General features: G+C 40.7%; 14 protein-coding genes and 1 tRNA gene. 3 read left to right on the forward strand and 12 right to left on the reverse strand.

Going from position 1 to position 18,219, the window contains the following annotated elements:
- Window positions 1–270: 270 nt before the first annotated feature.
- The 9 genes from mfd to K333_RS0102130 form a co-directional block, all read right to left on the reverse strand.
- Window positions 271–3,660, reverse strand: coding sequence for a transcription-repair coupling factor (mfd, locus tag K333_RS0102090; RefSeq protein ID WP_024989117.1), 3,390 nt, complete (start codon window positions 3,658–3,660; stop codon window positions 271–273).
- Between the two features lie 3 nt (window positions 3,661–3,663).
- Entirely contained in the window at window positions 3,664–4,413 is a 750-nt protein-coding gene (locus tag K333_RS0102095; protein WP_027452269.1) for a polyprenol monophosphomannose synthase, read from the reverse strand.
- A 42-nt stretch (window positions 4,414–4,455) separates the two neighbouring features.
- Window positions 4,456–5,214 (reverse strand): lysophospholipid acyltransferase family protein, encoded by a 759-nt coding sequence (locus K333_RS0102100; protein WP_027452270.1) that lies wholly within the window; start codon window positions 5,212–5,214, stop codon window positions 4,456–4,458.
- 4 nt (window positions 5,215–5,218) lie between these two features.
- Entirely contained in the window at window positions 5,219–6,406 is a 1,188-nt protein-coding gene (locus K333_RS0102105; protein WP_024989116.1) for a metallophosphoesterase, read from the reverse strand.
- Between the two features lie 10 nt (window positions 6,407–6,416).
- The gene (locus K333_RS0102110) at window positions 6,417–7,235 is read right to left on the reverse strand and encodes a vitamin B12 dependent-methionine synthase activation domain-containing protein (RefSeq protein WP_027452271.1); all 819 of its coding nucleotides are present in this window, start codon (window positions 7,233–7,235) and stop codon (window positions 6,417–6,419) included.
- Window positions 7,235–8,557, reverse strand: a complete 1,323-nt coding sequence (locus K333_RS0102115) for a dihydroorotase (protein WP_024989114.1) — start codon at window positions 8,555–8,557, stop codon at window positions 7,235–7,237. Before K333_RS0102115 ends, K333_RS0102110 begins: the two co-directional genes overlap by 1 nt.
- Before the next feature lie 9 nt (window positions 8,558–8,566).
- On the reverse strand, window positions 8,567–9,373 hold the full coding sequence (locus K333_RS0102120; RefSeq protein WP_024989113.1) for a DUF4369 domain-containing protein: 807 nt from the start codon (window positions 9,371–9,373) through the stop codon (window positions 8,567–8,569).
- A gap of 99 nt (window positions 9,374–9,472) precedes the next feature.
- The gene (locus tag K333_RS0102125) at window positions 9,473–9,889 is read right to left on the reverse strand and encodes a hypothetical protein (protein ID WP_027452272.1); all 417 of its coding nucleotides are present in this window, start codon (window positions 9,887–9,889) and stop codon (window positions 9,473–9,475) included.
- The gene (locus tag K333_RS0102130; RefSeq protein WP_024989112.1) at window positions 9,873–10,220 is read right to left on the reverse strand and encodes an FtsB family cell division protein; all 348 of its coding nucleotides are present in this window, start codon (window positions 10,218–10,220) and stop codon (window positions 9,873–9,875) included. Before K333_RS0102130 ends, K333_RS0102125 begins: the two co-directional genes overlap by 17 nt.
- A gap of 70 nt (window positions 10,221–10,290) precedes the next feature.
- Between K333_RS0102130 and K333_RS0102135 the strand changes: the two genes are divergently transcribed.
- Window positions 10,291–12,117, forward strand: coding sequence for a DNA polymerase III subunit gamma/tau (locus K333_RS0102135; RefSeq protein ID WP_024989111.1), 1,827 nt, complete (start codon window positions 10,291–10,293; stop codon window positions 12,115–12,117).
- Window positions 12,118–12,281: 164 nt separating this feature from the next.
- Here the strand turns inward: K333_RS0102135 and K333_RS0102140 are convergent, their stop codons facing one another.
- From K333_RS0102140 to asnA, 3 genes are all read right to left on the reverse strand, one after another.
- The gene (locus K333_RS0102140) at window positions 12,282–14,348 is read right to left on the reverse strand and encodes an outer membrane beta-barrel protein (RefSeq protein ID WP_024989110.1); all 2,067 of its coding nucleotides are present in this window, start codon (window positions 14,346–14,348) and stop codon (window positions 12,282–12,284) included.
- Entirely contained in the window at window positions 14,345–14,554 is a 210-nt protein-coding gene (locus tag K333_RS0102145) for a helix-turn-helix domain-containing protein (RefSeq protein WP_024989109.1), read from the reverse strand. Before K333_RS0102145 ends, K333_RS0102140 begins: the two co-directional genes overlap by 4 nt.
- A 1,073-nt stretch (window positions 14,555–15,627) precedes the next feature.
- Complete coding sequence (asnA, locus tag K333_RS0102160) at window positions 15,628–16,665, reverse strand: aspartate--ammonia ligase (protein ID WP_024989106.1); 1,038 nt, start codon at window positions 16,663–16,665, stop codon at window positions 15,628–15,630.
- Window positions 16,666–16,873: 208 nt separating this feature from the next.
- Here asnA and K333_RS0102165 point away from each other — a divergent pair.
- Window positions 16,874–16,947, forward strand: a tRNA-Arg gene (locus K333_RS0102165).
- Between the two features lie 31 nt (window positions 16,948–16,978).
- A complete protein-coding gene (gene pepT, locus K333_RS0102170) occupies window positions 16,979–18,202 on the forward strand; it encodes a peptidase T (RefSeq protein ID WP_024989105.1) in 1,224 nt (407 codons plus the stop codon).
- Window positions 18,203–18,219: the final 17 nt, after the last annotated feature.

Here is an 18,219-nt window from a genome sequence, read left to right on the forward strand (position 1 = left end):
GTGTTTTCGAGACTCTTTTTTATCTATTCACGTTTGCAAAGATACTATTTTTTTTTGAAATACACACATAAAATTGTATCAAATTGGTGCATATTTTGTTACATCAATATATTTTATGTACATTCTATTATTTTTCATGGCCTAACTGCGTATTTATATCGCCTAAAATTCGTCTTTTATTGGCAATAATACAATCATTTCATATTATTTGGTGGATAAAAGCACTAATATATAAGTTTTGAGTACCATTTATCCACCAAATTATAAAAACTACGCACTTATTTTTTCTAATAGATTACATGCTTCTTCTACAGAATGCACATCTTTTATACTCATAAAGCGCTTACTATTTTTCTCCTTAAGTTTTGCACGTTGTATCGCAATCGTCGCATAATTGATGATCTTACCAAACATCTGACTCTGATAGAATACACTCTTGCTGTTGGCAACAAATTGGAGTTGCATGATTCCTTGGCGAAGGATAATCTTCTCACATCCCAATCGCTTGCCCAAACGACGAAGACGAACGACTTGCATCAATTCCTCGCCCTCTTTTGGAACAGCACCGAATCGGTCGATAAGACGCTTGCGATATTCTGCCAACTCCGTATCATCCTCTATACGATCGAGTTCACGATAAAGAAGCATACGCTCACTACTTCCCGGAACATAATTATCAGGGAAATACATTTCCAGATCACTCTCTATCGAACAGTCGTCAACAAAGTCATCACCTGTTACTTGCTTTCCTTCTGCGATTTGTTCTGCATACAAATCCTGGAACTCATCATTCTTTAATTCTGCAAGAGCCTGATTAAGAATCTTCTGATAGGTCTCATAACCTAAATCTGCCATAAATCCACTCTGTTCAGCTCCCAACAGATTACCCGCGCCACGAATATCAAGATCCTGCATGGCCAAATTGAATCCACTACCAAGTTCTGAGAACGTTTCCAACGCCTCCAAACGGCGACGAGCGTCTTGACTAAGCACACTCTTAGGAGGTGCCAGCAGATAGCAGAAAGCCTTACGGTTGGAACGCCCTACTCTACCACGCATCTGGTGGAGGTCTGACAATCCGAATCTATGGGCATCATTGATGATGATGGTATTGGCATTGGATATGTCTATACCATTTGCCACAATCGTCGTAGAGAGCAATACATCATAATCATAGTTCATGAACCCCATAAGTATATTTTCCAGTTCCTCAGGTTTCATCTGTCCATGTCCTATAGCGATGCGCGCATCCGGAACATATTTATGAATCAGTTCTGCTATAGCCGGCAGATTATTGATTCTATCGTTTACGAAATACACCTGTCCGTTACGACTCATCTCAAAGTTAATAGCATCTGCTATCACCTCGTGTCCAAATGTTGTCAACTCGGTTTGAATTGGATAACGGTTTGGTGGTGGTGTACGGATAATACTCATATCTCTTGCTCCCATCAACGAGAATTGCAAGGTACGAGGTATCGGGGTTGCCGACATCGTCAAGGTGTCGACATTCGATTTCAGTTTACGAAGTTTTTCTTTCGTAGATACACCAAACTTCTGCTCCTCATCAATAATAAGAAGTCCCAAGTCTTTCCATTTCACCGATTTACCAATCAGTTTATGTGTACCAATGAGAATATCTATCTTTCCCTGCTCCAAATCAGCAAGGACTTCTCTCGTCTGTTTGGCCGTACGGGCACGAGACAGATAGTCTACCCGTACAGGGAACTGCTCCAATCGTTTCTTGAATGTCTGATAATGCTGATAAGCCAAAACCGTGGTAGGGACAAGGACAGCGACCTGCTTAGAATCGCATGCTGCCTTGAATGCTGCACGTACGGCAACCTCTGTCTTTCCGAAGCCAACATCACCACAAACCAAACGATCCATAGGGCGACGACTCTCCATATCTCCTTTTACATCCTGAGTTGCCTTATATTGATCTGGCGTGTCTTCATACAAGAAACTAGCTTCCAACTCATGCTGCATATAGCTGTCAGCACTATATGCAAAGCCTTCCTGATGGCGACGAGTCGCATAGAGTTTGATAAGATCACGCGCAATATCCTTGATCTTCTTCTTGGTCTTATTCTTTAACTTCTCCCAAGCACCTGTTCCCAAGGTGGAAAGACGAGGGGGCTCATCTGTATTACTGTTACGATACTTGGAGATTTTATATAAAGAATGAATGGAGACATCCACGATATCATTATTCTGATATATGATACGAATCATCTCCTGATAGCTATCACCTGTAGGAACACGGACGAGACCACCGAATTTACCGATACCGAAATCGACATGAACGATAAAGTCACCTGGCTCCATCTCCTGAAGTTCCTTCATAGACAATGCCATCTTGCCCGAGCGAGCAGCGTCAGACCTTAGATTATACTTATGATATCTGTCGAAGATCTGATGATCCGTGAAATAGCATACTTTCAGATCATCATCAACAAAACCTTCATGAAGGGTATGATCTACCGGTTCAAAGACGATAGATTTGGCCTGTGGTGCATCCATATCAGCAAAGATATCTTTCAGACGTTCTGTCTGTTTCTTGCTATCGGCAAAGACATACAGTTTATACCCCTTCAGCATATAGTCTTCGAAGGCCTGTACCAGCAAGTCAAAATTCTTATGGAATAACGGTTGTGGCTGAATATGAAATTCTATCGTAGCCTGCGGAGTTCCCGTTGGTCGATTACCGAACTCAATACGCTTAAAGGATGCAGCAGATTCTGTAAAACGAGTAGCAGTAACCAGATTGCTATCCTTCTCCATCTGTCTACGGATTTGCTCTTGTTCTACTTCCGTAGCCCCTTCCAAGCGCTCGACCATTGCTTGAGAAGAGAACCCATCCTTGTATATCTGCTCTATACTATCATGAACATAAGAGAATTCCTTCATCACGAGTAAGGTATCGGAAGGAAGGAAATCCAAGAAAGGAACTTTATCGGTTTGTATCTGAGCTAATTCCGGGACGATATCTATTTCGACCTTCTTATCTTTTGATAGTTGCGTTTCTACCTCAAAAGTACGAATGGTATCGATTTCATCACCAAAGAAATCAATACGGAAAGGATATTCACAACTATAACTGAACACATCAAGAATAGAACCACGCACGGCAAACTGTCCCGGTTCATAAACATAATCAGTCTCGCTGAATCCATACTCGCGCAATTTCTTTTCCAACTCATTAAGTTCGCACGAGTTACCGGTTTTCAGTTTGATCAGGCGATCATCGAGTCGTGTTTTAGAGACGACAAGTTCTGCCAAAGCCTGCGGATAGGTTATCACGAACAAATCGCCAGCACCTAAACGTGCCAGCACCTCGGTGCGTAAGATTTCATTAGCCCTATCACGTTGTCCATATTTGACAGCACGTTTATAGCTACTTGGAAAATAAAGGACACGCTGTTCACCCAGTATCTGCTTCAGGTCATTATAGAAATAGCCGGCCTGTTCTTCGTCATCAAGAACAAACAATACCGTTTCCTTCAATCTATTTGCTATAGAAGCAAATAGTATAGATGACGATGAAGCCAACAAACCCTTAAGAAAGAGATGTTTTACCGACTCCTTCTCTAACATCGTAAGGAGGGCTGCCGCCTGAGGCAACTCCCCATACAATCTTTTTACTTCTTCTATTGTCATATATTACTCCGGCATCTTCGGATATTTGCGAAACCAACCGTCTAAGCGGAGACGCATCACTCCAAAGAAAGCTTCACCGAAAATACCTCCATTCATCTTGCTCACACCTTCACGACGATTCACGAAGATAACTGGTACTTCTTTTATCTTGAAGCCGATCTTATGTGCCGTATATTTCATTTCAATCTGGAAAGCATACCCCTTAAAACGGATTTCATCAAGCGGTAAAGTCTCTAAGACACGACGCTTGTAGCATACAAATCCAGCTGTAGTATCATGAACCTCAAATCCTGTAACAAACCTAACATACTTAGATGCGAAATAACTCATCAAGACACGACCGATAGGCCAATTGACAACATTCACACCACTTACATATCTACTACCAATAGCAACATCATTACCTTCATCATGATTAGCGGCATATAGCCTTGGCAAATCATTAGGATCATGAGAGAAGTCGGCATCCATCTCGAAAATATACTCATATTTCCGTTCCAAAGCCCACTTGAATCCTGCAATATAGGCAGTTCCTAAGCCCAACTTTCCTGAACGTTCGATAATAAATAGGCGGTCAGAGAATTCCGTTGAGATCAGATTATGAACTATCGTAGCAGTCCCATCAGGGCTACCGTCATCAATAACCAAGATATGAAAACATTTCTCCAGGCCAAATACAGCACGGATTATTTTCTCTATATTTTCCTTCTCGTTATAGGTTGGTATAATAACGATGCTATCACTTTCGTTCATAATTTCTAAATTTTATAATGCAAAGGTAATATTTTATTTTGATTATTGGTCAGGATTTTCTACAAAACCTTGATATTTTGGCTCTAGCCCACTCATCACGGCTTCGTAACTACGTTCCATTTGATTCTTTATGTTCTCCGGACCTTTACCCTTTGGCTTTATTGGTTTGTGGATGGTAAGTGTCAGTGGATGCCAGAATATCCAATACAAATCTTTGGTTCTTGGCTTGACATCGAAACTACCGTTGATCGTCAACGGAACAACGGGCAGCTGCAATTCGTCGGCCAACATGAATGCTCCTCTTCTGAATACTCCCATATGACCCGTAAAGCTTCGGGCTCCCTCCGGGAATACTACGAGAGACATACCTTCTTTCAGTGTCTCACGGGCTTTATCATAAGATGCTCTAATCTTAGAAGGACCACTCTTATCTACAAAAATATGATGCGCATATTCACAAGCAATACCTACCAATGGTATCTTGCGGATGCCTTTCTTCATCATCCATTTGAAATTTCTATTCAGGAAACCATAGATCAGGAAGATATCGAAAGCACCCTGATGGTTGGCGACAAAGACATAACTCTGATTCTTATCCAAATTTTCTCGCCCTTCTACTCTGACAGGAAGCATCAAAATACGGATTGTTAACCACGACCACCACTTTCCAGGATAATATCCCCAGAAGTGTCCATCTCCTACCATACTACCTAATGTAGTTGTCAATGACGTTAGAATACTTGCTACCAAAAAGATTGGTATAGCTATAAACAACTGATAAATACGATATAAATACTTCATAATATTATTTTCGATGAAGGGTGATTACTACGATCTCTGGCGTTATACCAAAACGAATTGGGATGACGCCTCCTAAACCACCACTGACATATAGGTATCTTCCATCTTTCTCATATAAACCATAATCTTGTTTATAGGAGAAAAGCGTTGGGCGTAACCCTAACACTCCTATTTGTCCGCCATGTGTATGACCTGACAAAGTAAGTTGTACATGAGAGTGAGGAAGTATGTCTTCTTCCCATGCTTTAGGGTCATGCTGTAACATGACTATAAAATCGTTTGGTTTAGTTCCTGATAATGTTTTCTTAAGATTGGCCTTTGCAGGTGAATGAGCATTCTTACCATCACCTCCGTTTTCTTCGCCTGCCAAGACAAAATACTGGCTCTTGTCTCTTGAATATATTTTTCTGTTCTGATTCTTAAGTAGGGTCCATCCCAGATCACGCTCCTGCAGTTGTAGAAGTTTTTCATTCTTCACTTTTACTGTCTGAGGGGCTTTTATATAGACACTATAATCATGATTTCCGAGAACACTATACACAGGGATACCCAACGCTGCCAACCTACTCAGTTGCATCTTCTGTTTATCAATCTCCGTAGGTTCCATATTTTGCAGATCACCTGTAAAGCAAACCATATCCGGATTCTGTGCTATGATACTGTCCATATCGCGCTTCAAGGTGTAATCCATGACTTCATTAAATGTTCCGATATGGGCATCACTGAACTGGACGATTTTATATCCTTCAAAAGATTCCGGAAGATCATGGAATGTCAAATCGAGATGTCGTACCTTCAACTTACGAGGACCAATCGTCAGACTATAAAAGAAAAGTAATGTAACCACAAAGGCTATTGCATAACCGACAATAGAACCCCAGTTTATTTTCATGGGAATGAACTTTCGGATACGCTTTCCCACGAAACTACAGACGACATATGCAAATTTAGGAACAATGAGAATCCCCCAAAAGTAGAAATAGACTATGATCCATATCTGTTCTGAAGGAAGGAAATTATCCGTACATGCAAGCATTGTCGTATATACGATCATAAAGAGCGCAGGACACCACCACAAGAGGCGCTTCCACCAACAATAGGGGTTAAGCATGTGTCGCAGATAGTGTCTGTCGAGATATATGTCTGGCAGGACTATCAACAATAATATCCATATAAATACTCTTAATATCATCTTATAAATTCTATTTTTTCAAGAGACTCATCTCCAAGAACTTTCTTACCATCGTCAATGGTAATCCTCGACGGGCAGCGTAATCTGCCAATTGGTCTTCTCCTATCTTACCCAGTTCGAAATATCTGCTCTGTGGATGAGCGAACATAAAGCCACTAACACTGGCATGGGGTTGCATCATTCCGCTCTCTGTGAGTCGAACACCCACTTGTTTCATATCCAGAAGTTCATCAAGAAGAAAATTGATACTGGTATCCGGGAGTGACGGATATCCCACAGCAGGGCGTATACCTTGATATTCTTCATTATGTGTTTGCTCCATTGTAAGTTGCTCGTCCGGAGCATACCCCCAATATTTTCTTCTTACTTCTTCGTGCATCTTCTCTGCCGTTCCCTCTGCCAGACGGTCAGCCAGTACCTGCGAAAGCATGCGTTCATAGACATCTTCATGATAGTCATTTCTCACATCTGCCTCTACGGTCACACAAAAGATGCCTATTTGGTCTGTCTTTCCATCTGTTACCGGGATAATGAAATCAGCAAGACAGAGATTCGGTTCCGCCGACTGGGTACTTTTCTGCTGACGGAGCATTGGGATTCTCAATCCGCCCACGAGCAAGTCATCCCCGTCACTATTAGCGGCAAAGATTCCGAAACGAGCCAGACAACGGTACTTCTTTTCCCATGTTTTCAGCATCTTTTCGGCATCATCTCTCAGTTTTCTCTTAGCCTTTTCAGGTTTCCCCGTCATTCCCCATGTATGGTAGAAATAGAGCCAGTTGATATATGGAGAGATGTCGCTAACTTGATATGTGAGTTGTTTGATCACTAGGCGCGGAATTTTATCTCTTCTCCTCTATAACTTTCATCTAATGTTTCCTTATGATATACAATATGTCCATTACAGATTGTATAGGCTACACGCCACTGATAGTGGTGTCCTTCCATAGGGCTCCATTTGCATTTGCTCTGAATATCGTCTACAGATACCGTCCACGGTTCTTTCTTTACGATTACAACATCTGCTTTATAGTTCGGACGAAGGAAGCCTCGACGTGAGACTTCAAACAGGCGGGCCGGCTGATGCGACATCAGTTCTACAAGTCGCTCTATGGTGAGCACTCCTTGATCAACCAATTCGAGCATCGTCACCAACGAGAATTGCAACATGGGCATTCCCGATGCGGCATGAGCACATCCCCCTACTTTATCTTTTAATTCATGAGGGGCGTGATCTGTACCGATGCAAGATATTCTTCCATCCATCAGCGCTTTGCGAATGGCATCTCTGTCAGTACAACTTTTTATCGACGGATTACATTTTATTCGTGTCCCCTTTTCTGCATAATCTTCATCAGTAAAAAACAGATGGGCGATACATGCTTCTAGGGTGATATTCTTATCTGCCAAAGTGAGTTCGTCGGCTGTGGAGATATGGGCGATATGGAGATGTGCCCCACTTTCATTGGCTAGTTGAGCCGCCAAACTACTACTCTGATAGCAGGCCTCGGCGCTTCGAATCTCTGCATGATGAATGACATCGGGATCCTCACCATATTTTTCCTTAGCTTGTTTCATATTCTCATTGATCAACTTCGTATCTTCACAATGAGTCATTACCGGGAGGTTTCTTTCCTTGGCGATATGGAAAATTTCGCGAAGACTGTCCATCTTGTCAACAAGCATATTGCCTGTGCTGGCTCCCATGAACAACTTGATACCCGGAACCCTTGTTGCATCGACAGTTCTTAGTACCTCGGCATTGTCATTCGTGGCACCAATAAAGAAGCTATAGTTTACGTGACTTTTCTCTGCTCCCAAAGAGAACTTCTCCTCTAAAGTTTCGATGCTCGTTGTCTGAGGATTCGTATTCGGCATATCGAAGAAAGAGGTAACACCGCCAAATGCGGCAGCACGGCTCTCGCTTTCGATGTCTGCCTTTCGCGTTAATCCTGGCTCACGGAAATGAACATGCTCATCGATGACGCCGGGTAATACAAAACATCCCGTAGCATCTATAATCTGATCATAGTTGCCACGGGCTATCCCATCATTTATGATTTCAAGTATATGATCGTTTTCAATAACAAGGTCACCCACAAAAGAATGTCCTTCATTTACGATCGTTCCACCTTTTAATAATATTTTCATTAATATATATTAGTTGGCCGGAGTATTCTGAGTTGCTGGTGCTGCCAATTCGTTTGCCGTAGGAGCAGGAGCAGCATCTGGATTCTGCGGTTGTACCTGAGGAGCCTGTACAGGAGCCTCACGTGTACCATTCATTATTTCTTCGTTTTCCTGCGCTTTCTGATAATAATCCTTTACATAAGGATCGTTCTTAAAGGTATCGGTAGCCTTACTCATGATATCCTCTATCCATGGAGTAAGGATAGGATACTGGTTGTTGATGGTAACCATGAAGAACACACCAGGGCCCAGTATATTATCGAAATTATCCGTTACAAAATTTGTGATTAGTCGGTCTTCTTGCTCAGACAGGCGCTGTGCCTCCACATTCAAGCGCTGGTTCACGACCTCCATATTTCTACCATTCATAATGGCTTGGTCATGCTTATGAACCAATTCAGCCTCTTGATTCTTTAACTGATTATACTTACTAAAGAACTTTGAAAGTTTGTCATTTAGAGGAGTACCCGTAACGGTCTGTTGCGCATAATCAATTTTGACATTGATATCACCACTCTCCAGCACCAAAGGCAATACGCTCTGATCATCCATGAAGATGCTGGCCATTCTCACAGAATCCACAGTACCGGAGAACTGAAACTGTCCATGAAGAACGTCGCAAGAATCTATTTTCTTGAAATCATTATTTTTGAGCACTTTCAGGTATAGCATCTGTCCGTCAAGTGTTGAAACATTGCTATTACCTTGCACATTATAAGAGTTGACACAAGAGGTCAATGCCAACAGAGAGAAGAGAGTGTATATAATTTTATTCATAAGCCGGTATTAAGTTCAAGAACAAAGGTACAATGTATTATTGTTCCTAGAAAATATTTTTATGCAATTTAATTGTATCTGCCGAAGTTTTAGTATTTTTTATTCTTTTCGAAGTTCATGACTGATACGATGTGTCGTGTACAATTCCAATATGGCAGCCACCAGCAATAATACAACCCACTTATTATAAAAATAGGTGATGTATGTTTCATAGTTCTCGAATAAGGAACGGAAAAAGCCATAAACGGTATCTACCATGGATATGCCCGCCAATACAAAGAATATATCAGCGAAGACCTGTATTTTCTTCAGTCTCTTGATTACAATATTAGTGCCTTCATAGATTTGCATAGCCTGAATGACAGAAAACAAGACTGTTCCGAGAAGGAATATCCAGCACGTTACCATCATCAACTTGGGATAAACAAAACCAAAAGCAAAGCATCCGGCTCCTATCACCATCATTAAGCCACCAATCAAAAACAGAGCGCTCTGCAATTTACTCAATTGTTTCATCGTCTTCATTAGTATTTTTTTCAGCTTGCTCGTCTGTACTCAAGACAAAGATATCCTCATCATCGGCTTTCATGAAGTAACGCTCACGAGCGATTTTCTCAATAGCCTTAGGATCTTTCTTGATTTCCAGTAAATTCTTACTGTCTCTCTCGTACTGCTTATTATAGAATTCTATCTGATCTTCCAATTCGCTTATCTGCAGTTCATACTGGATACGCTTTCTGAAACTGTTATCATCGAGCACACCCACAACAAGAAGACCCACCACAATTGTTATCAAATACTTGTAGTGAGAGATGACTTCCAATATAATATTCAGACGGCTTGCCATGATTATTTATTATTTGTTTGCAAAGATAACAAAAAAATTATTATCTTTGCAAGGCAAAGCAAGAAAAACTATGGAAGAATATATTGTTTCTGCGCGAAAGTATCGTCCTGTAACCTTTGACTCGGTTGTCGGACAAGGTGCTCTCACTACAACTCTGAAGAATGCGGTAAAAAGCAGGAAACTGGCTCACGCTTATCTGTTCTGCGGTCCGAGAGGTGTAGGAAAGACTACTTGTGCGCGTATTTTCGCCAAAGCTATAAACTGTGAACACCCAACAGCAGAGGGTGAGGCTTGCAATGAGTGCGAGAGTTGCAAAGCCTTCAGCGAGGGAAGATCTTATAACATCTTTGAACTTGATGCTGCCAGCAACAACTCTGTAGAGAACATCAAGGCGCTGATGGAGCAGACACGCATTCCGCCTCAGGTCGGACGCTACAAGGTCTTCATCATCGACGAGGTACACATGCTCTCTACAGCGGCTTTCAATGCTTTCCTCAAAACCTTGGAGGAACCGCCTGCTCATGTCATCTTTATTCTCGCTACTACCGAGAAGCATAAGATTCTGCCTACGATTCTGAGTCGTTGCCAGATCTATGACTTTGAACGAATGACGGTGCCTAATACGATTGAGCATCTGAAGAAGGTGGCCGAGAAGGAAGGGTTCACCTACGAGGAACAGGCTCTTGCTGTCATCGCTGAAAAAGCTGATGGTGGTATGCGTGATGCGCTTAGTATCTTTGACCAGGCTGCAAGTTTCTGTCAAGGGAACATCACATATCAGAAGGTTATCGAGGACTTGAATGTTCTCGACTCGGAAAACTATTTCAAGATCATTGACCTTGCCTTAGAGAACAAGGTAAGCGACATCATGGTACTCCTAAATGCCATTCTATGCAAAGGTTTCGATGGTGGCAACTTGATAGATGGGCTTGCTGCTCATGTGCGTAATGTGATGATGGCCAAAGATCCTCAGACTTTACCTTTGTTGGAGGTAAGTGACGAACAGAGAAAGAAATATAAGGCACAGGCTCAGAAATGTCCTATACCTTTCTTATATAAGTCGCTCAAGATCATGAACGACTGTGACATCAACTATCGTCAGAGTAGCAACAAGCGGCTTTTGGTTGAGCTCACTTTGATACAGGTTGCACAGATTACGCAACCTGAAGATCAGGATGTGCCTAATGCGGGGCGTCAGCCCCATAGATTGAAATCCCTGTTTCAGAAATTCGTAATTGCAAAGCCTAAACCGGCTATACAGGTGGCTGGGGCTGACAAGACTGCTCTGCATGCAACCAGGAGTGCTCAGAAGCAGAATACGAAAACGGTCGCTACTACAAAGACCGTTGCTCCTGCTTCGACAGATCATTTGTCTGGGAAGACCAAGAGGACTGCTGATAACATAAAACTCGGTAGCATCGGATTAACTTTCAACAATCTTCTGAACCCTAAGAAACAGACTTATGGGAAGTCGAAGAATGATGAGGATTTGGATAATGTCGTGGAGACTCCTCAGATTAGCAAGGGGGAGGCTCTGAAGTTTACACAGGAGGAACTTGACCTGCAATGGCTCATGATGTGTAAAAGGATGCCTCCAAAGATGATAGGACTGGCTCAGCGCCTTAAGAATTCGAGTCCTATCATTACGGATTATCCTAACATAGAAGTCGTCGTAGAAAACGAGATTCTTCTTGAACAGATTTTGGGAATAAAGAACAGAATCAGAGCGACCCTTGCTCAGTATCTGCACAATCCGAACATCCAACTGGATGCTAGATTGGCAAAAGCTGAAGAGGCTAGGAAGATATTGACGAAACGTGAGATTTTCGATGAGATGAGGGAAAAGAATCCTGCCATCGAGAAGTTACGTAAACTCATGAATTTGGAATTGGCTTAATTGTCAATTCCTTATTTTTTATTGACATCAGGTCGACTCTTACGTTTATCATGAACAAGATGGCTTGCACCATTCTTTAAAAAGTCACCAACTGGTAAGGCGATGATGTTTTGTCTTCTAATTATATATAATTTTCGTCAACAACGCATATTGCAAAATGATTTCTACTTACGGAATCTTGATGTGTTTACATTATCGCTCTTCTTTGCCTTATATCCACCGAACTTGACAGTTAAAGAGACACCAACCTCACGATAGCAACTGAAGTCCATATTCATGTATTGTCCTTTATAATCAATTCGAGGATTGATAGAAGAAGTCTCAAACAAGTCATTACAAAAGACATGCAACACGGCTTGTTTTTTCCAAAATTGCCAACGAAGTCCAAGGTCTAATTTTCCAGAACCCGGTAAATCGTAAATTGCTTGATGGGCTTTGCTGCGTATCATTCCGTCAACTGTTAGTGACAAATCGGGATTAGTACCTAGTGTGATAACATTACTCATTTGGACCATTCCATATATTATGGCTCGATTAAACGGTATATCATAAAAGTCATCACATTTCTCATGCATCCAAACCCCTGTTAATGTCAATCGGGAGTCTAACCATGAACCGAACTTATGAGGAAAGACTGCCTGCGTGAAGGCCTGTTGCTGGTAATTAAGATTCACATACTTAAAAACAGTAGCCAAACGGTCTGGACGCTGATAAGGTGTCTGTATGAAATAGTCGTCAACATAGTTGAATCCTGCCACAAGATGATACTTGTTTTTCAGTACCCATACTATATTTGTTTGATATGATTTGGCGGGTTTAAGATATGGGTTACCTGTAATTTCATCATACCCACCATTACTGTATACCGTAAAATTATTCATTGTCCAATATTCTGGATAAGTCCGGTCTGTTGAGAAGCTTAGCACCCATATATTGCTTGGGGTGTGAACGTATGTCAAGTTCAGTGTGGGATATATGTTCCATTGATGCCATTGCGGTGAATGATAGTATTCCGCTGCTAAGGACGCATCTAATATGAACTTGTTATTCCAATTCTTTCCTAATCCAATATAAGTGTTGGCTATATCTTCTTTTTGGCGAATGTAACTGGTTTCTGACAGATTCTGGTACAATTGTAAACTGTGGTTGATAGACTGTTTGTACCAAACTCCGTAATTCAAATTCCAATTATCTTTTAATTGATGTTCCTGGGATAAGTAATAACGCCACACATTTACACGCTGGTCGTTGTCAGCGAGAAAGTTAAGATATCCCGTAGGTGTAACACTTTGCAAATTTTGTTTCTCTGGGTCGTGATAATAGGTAGCTTCAGCACCTGCTTTCATGCCGAATGGCGTTTGATAGTCTAATTTGATATTGTGCAGCCATGTACGTCGTGTGGAAAAAGTTCTGCCGACAATATCCCCAGTATAGTCACTATAGATGTCACGATTGCTGTAATTTGCCTGATATGCCAGTGACAAGTTATGATTTTTTGCAAATTCATATTCAGTGCTTATGCGGTATTCATGCCCAAATTGCTTGACAAATATAGTTTGATGATCTTTAATCTCATGCATTGTCCTATCATTGAGGCTATGACGGGAATCTTCATTAGTAACCTTAAACGTTTTGCCATGACTATGTAGATACATTGCATCCAAAGTGAACTTACCGGTGTGGTAAAGGAAGGATGCACGCTCGCCGAACATTGCATGATGATTCTGATTATAGGCTACATTAAATTCACCTTGCAAAGGTACTTCTGATTGCGCGCCATTTTTCAGTCGTATGTTTATCAATGCACCGCGAACCTGCGATTTTGCTGGAGCAGAATACATCACATCAGCTTTTTCGAGCCGGCTGACTGGTATACTCTTTAACAGCTGATTCATCTGATCTGAAGTCAAAGACATGACTTTTCCATTCAAAGATATAGTCACACTTCGATTTGCCAACTGATATTCGCCGTTTTTCTCCGTAATTCCCGGAAGTTCTTTGATTGCATCAAATACATTATCTACACCTTTCTTCTCGATTATGCGAGGCAAATCATAGGTTATAGCACTTCCATGAACAACAGCCAATGGCCTCTCGCCTTTCACCATTACTTCAGGAAGAGTTCTCACAATGCTATCAATAGATAGGGAGTCTAATGAATTTTGAGCCGATGCTTGGTGAAAATACAAAGGCATTATCAGAACTGCAGGCAAAAATACATTTCTTTTCATAAATTATCTGCTTTATATTCTAAAATATCCCCGGGGGTGCAGTCCAACGCCTTACAAATAGCATCAAGGGTGACAAACCTGATTGCCTTTGCCTTCCCTGTTTTTAATATCGAAAGGTTTGCAGTTGTAATGCCAACTATACTTGATAATTCATTCAATGAAATTTTCCGTTTAGCCATCATGACATCTAAATTTACTATAATCATATGGATAACATTTATATAATTAGTTCATTTTCTTCTGTGATACTTACAGCTACTTCATACATGAGTGTCATTATGAGAAATAACAATGGAGAAATTATCATCTCACTACCGAACTGTATTTCTCTCAGGCCGAAAAGTATATTAATGTTCAAAGAGAAAAATTTAAAGAAGAAATCTGCGATAGTTATACCCCATAAGAGTTTTGTATTCTGGCGGTTGAATAATCTTTTTATATCCAATTTGCCAAGACTGGTAATTATAAACTTTGAAGAAAGGAATATTAGAATTATCGTGGAAAACGAATAACATAACATATCTTAACCAAGTGGCTAAATATATAACTTCTTTTAATACAACTGTTAACGGGAAAAGTTCTATATTTTTTCTTCATCTAGCGAATATATGGGCTCAAAAGGATGAAATAACAGTCTTCAAAAGCTTGTTTTCCAACCTTTAGCTATTGCGTCAACTTACGAAGTTAACTGCGTTAGCCGATGAAGTTAACTTCATCAGCCGTTGTGAATAGGTATATAGCCTCGCGCAGTTAACTGAATATGCCGAAATTTCTGGTATATATCGACAATAGAAATCGGCATAACTTTACAACCACCTGATTATCAAGCGATTACATCCTGCTTATATTTTAATTATTCGTAATCACCTTCTTTTAAATTTAGAATTTACGAATTATAAGCACCTTTTTGCAGTTGGGCATTAAGAAAATAAAATATTTGTTAACGTTATGATGCACATCTATCCCAATTAAAGAATAGCCTTTAAAATAAATACAGCATACAATCCTACAATCTCCTTTGGTAGTTTGCAATTTACATATAAAGTTTAATGAAGCTTTTCTTTGAAGTAGACAACATCGGTTCTGTTATCTCAATATCCTTTATAACTAATTTATATTTCCTAAGAATAGAGTTTCTGACGATGTAGGGCATGAGTTTAACCACAAAAACTATAATTTATAACGATAGATTAGATTTGAAATAAAAAGACCGTTACTCACATATAAGTAACGGTCAAATACTTTTTTGTCTTGTTTCGCAAATTCAACGAGCAACAGATTAAATCAAAGGCATACCAGCCTCTTCGCATTCTTTACGCATCTCGTCTGACCAGATACTTGCCTGAATTTCACCGATATGCGCTTTATGAAGCATTACCATGCAGAGTCGGCTCTGGCCTATACCACCACCAATACTCAATGGTAACTTATCCTCAAGGAGTCGCTTATGGAAATAAAGACTTTCACGTTCTTCCTTACCCTCTATCTTCAACTGACGAAGCAGACTTTCCTTGTCAACACGAATACCCATAGAACTCAATTCGAAAGAGCGACCTAAAACAGGATACCAAATCAGAATATCACCATTCAAACCGGCTTTACCATTCTCGGAAACAGTACTCCAGTCATCGTAATCAGGAGCTCGGCCGTCATGCTTCTTACCATCGCTCAACTTGCCACCGATACCTTCTACGAAGACAGCACCGTATTTCTGACAAATGGCATCCTCACGCTCCTTCGGAGTCAGATCCGGATACATATCCAATAGATCCTGAGCATGTACGAAATGAATCTCCTCCGGCAAGAAAGGTTTGATCTGTGGATAGGTCTCACAAGTAAGATATTCAGTTCTGCGAATAGCAGCATAAATTCTACGAACGATATTCTCCAAATAATGAATCGTACGGTCCTTGCTGGTTATCACGGCCTCCCAGTCCCATTGATCGACATAGAGGGAATGAAGGTTATCCAACTCTTCGTCAGCACGAATCGCATTCATATCTGTATAGATACCATACCCAGGCTCTATCTCATACTCTGCCAAGGTCAATCTCTTCCATTTGGCAAGAGAATGTACGACCTCAGCCTGCGCTTCACCAAGATCTTTAATAGGGAAAGTCACAGGGCGCTCTACGCCATTCAAATCATCATTGATACCCAATCCCTTGAGTACAAAAAGTGGAGCTGTAACACGACGAAGTCTTAATTCTGTAGAAAGGTTCTGCTGAAAGAATTCCTTAATTAATTTAATACCCTGCTCAGTCTGACGCATATCAAGTAAGGCCTTATAACCGACAGGTTTTATCAATTTACTCATATGTTTGTATCATTAATTATCATTTTTCGCCACAAAGATACACATTAATTATTAAACTGCAAGAGATTTTACCGTTATTTCTACAAAATGAAAGAAAACTTTTCTGTTTTGTAACTTTCTGCGATTATAATAACATATTATTAAATATTGTATAAGGATTTGCTAGAATCAAGAAAATTCTGTATATTTGCACTCATGAATAAATCAAGGCTTCGTAGCTTAGCTGAATAGAGCGTCAGATTCCGGTTCTGAAGGTCATGGGTTTGAATCCCATCGAAGTCACCCTTTACATATCATTAATAATTATAATAATATGGATCTTACCGAAAGGTTTATTAATTACACACAATTTGACACTCAATCGAGTGAAGACTCTGATAGTGTCCCGAGTACGGCGAAACAACTGGAGTTCGCCAAGTATCTAAAGAAAGAACTTGAAGATGAAGGGCTCAAGGATGTCGAGATGGACGAGATGGGCTACATCTATGCCACTCTCGAAGGCAATACTAAGAAAAAAACACCTACCATCGGTTTTATTTCACACTATGACACTAGTCCTGATGCCAGTGGTAAGGATATCAAACCACGTATCATTCGCAACTACGACGGTAATGATATAGAATTGTCTCCTGGTATCATTTCATCTACCAAGAAATTCCCTGAACTTTTAGCACATAAAGGAGAGGATTTGATTGTTACTGATGGTACTACTCTTCTTGGTGCTGACGATAAAGCTGGTATTGCGGAAATCGTTCAGGCTATGTGCTATCTCCGTGACCATAACGAGATTAAACATGGTGATATTCGCGTTGGTTTCAACCCTGACGAGGAAATCGGTATGGGTGCTCATCATTTTGATGTAGAGAAATTCGGATGCGAATGGGCTTACACCATTGATGGTGGTGACCTCGGAGACTTAGAATATGAAAATTTCAATGCCGCTGGTGCTAAAATACATATCAAAGGTGTCTCTGTTCACACTGGATATGCTAAGGGTAAAATGATTAACGCTAATCGTTTGGCCTGTGAGTTCAATAGCCATATTCCTGATACGGATATTCCTGAAACGACTGAGGGATATCAGGGATTCTATCATCTCTTGAGTATTGACAGTCATACCGAAGGGGCTACTCTTTCATATATCATCCGTGACCATGATCGCGATAAATTCGAAGACCGCAAGGACTTTATCGAGAAGATTGCAAAGGAGATGAACGACAAGTATGGTGAGGGTACTGTCACTGTGGATATGAAGGATCAATATTATAATATGAAGGAAAAGATTGATCCTAATATGCATGTCATCGACATTGTCGTGAAAGCTATGCAGGAGACGGGTGTGGCACCTAAGGTAGAACCTATCCGTGGTGGAACAGATGGTGCTCAGTTGAGTTTCCGTGGTTTACCTTGCCCTAATATCTTTGCGGGTGGCGTAAACTTCCATGGCCCTTATGAGTTTGTCAGCATCCAAGTAATGGAAAAGGCTGTAAGCACTATCGTCAAGATTTGTGAACTTACTGCTGAATATAATGACTAATTCGTATAAAACGAAAT

Origin of the sequence: Segatella albensis DSM 11370 = JCM 12258 (genome assembly GCF_000426565.1) — a bacterium.
Lineage (GTDB): Bacteria > Bacteroidota > Bacteroidia > Bacteroidales > Bacteroidaceae > Prevotella > Prevotella albensis.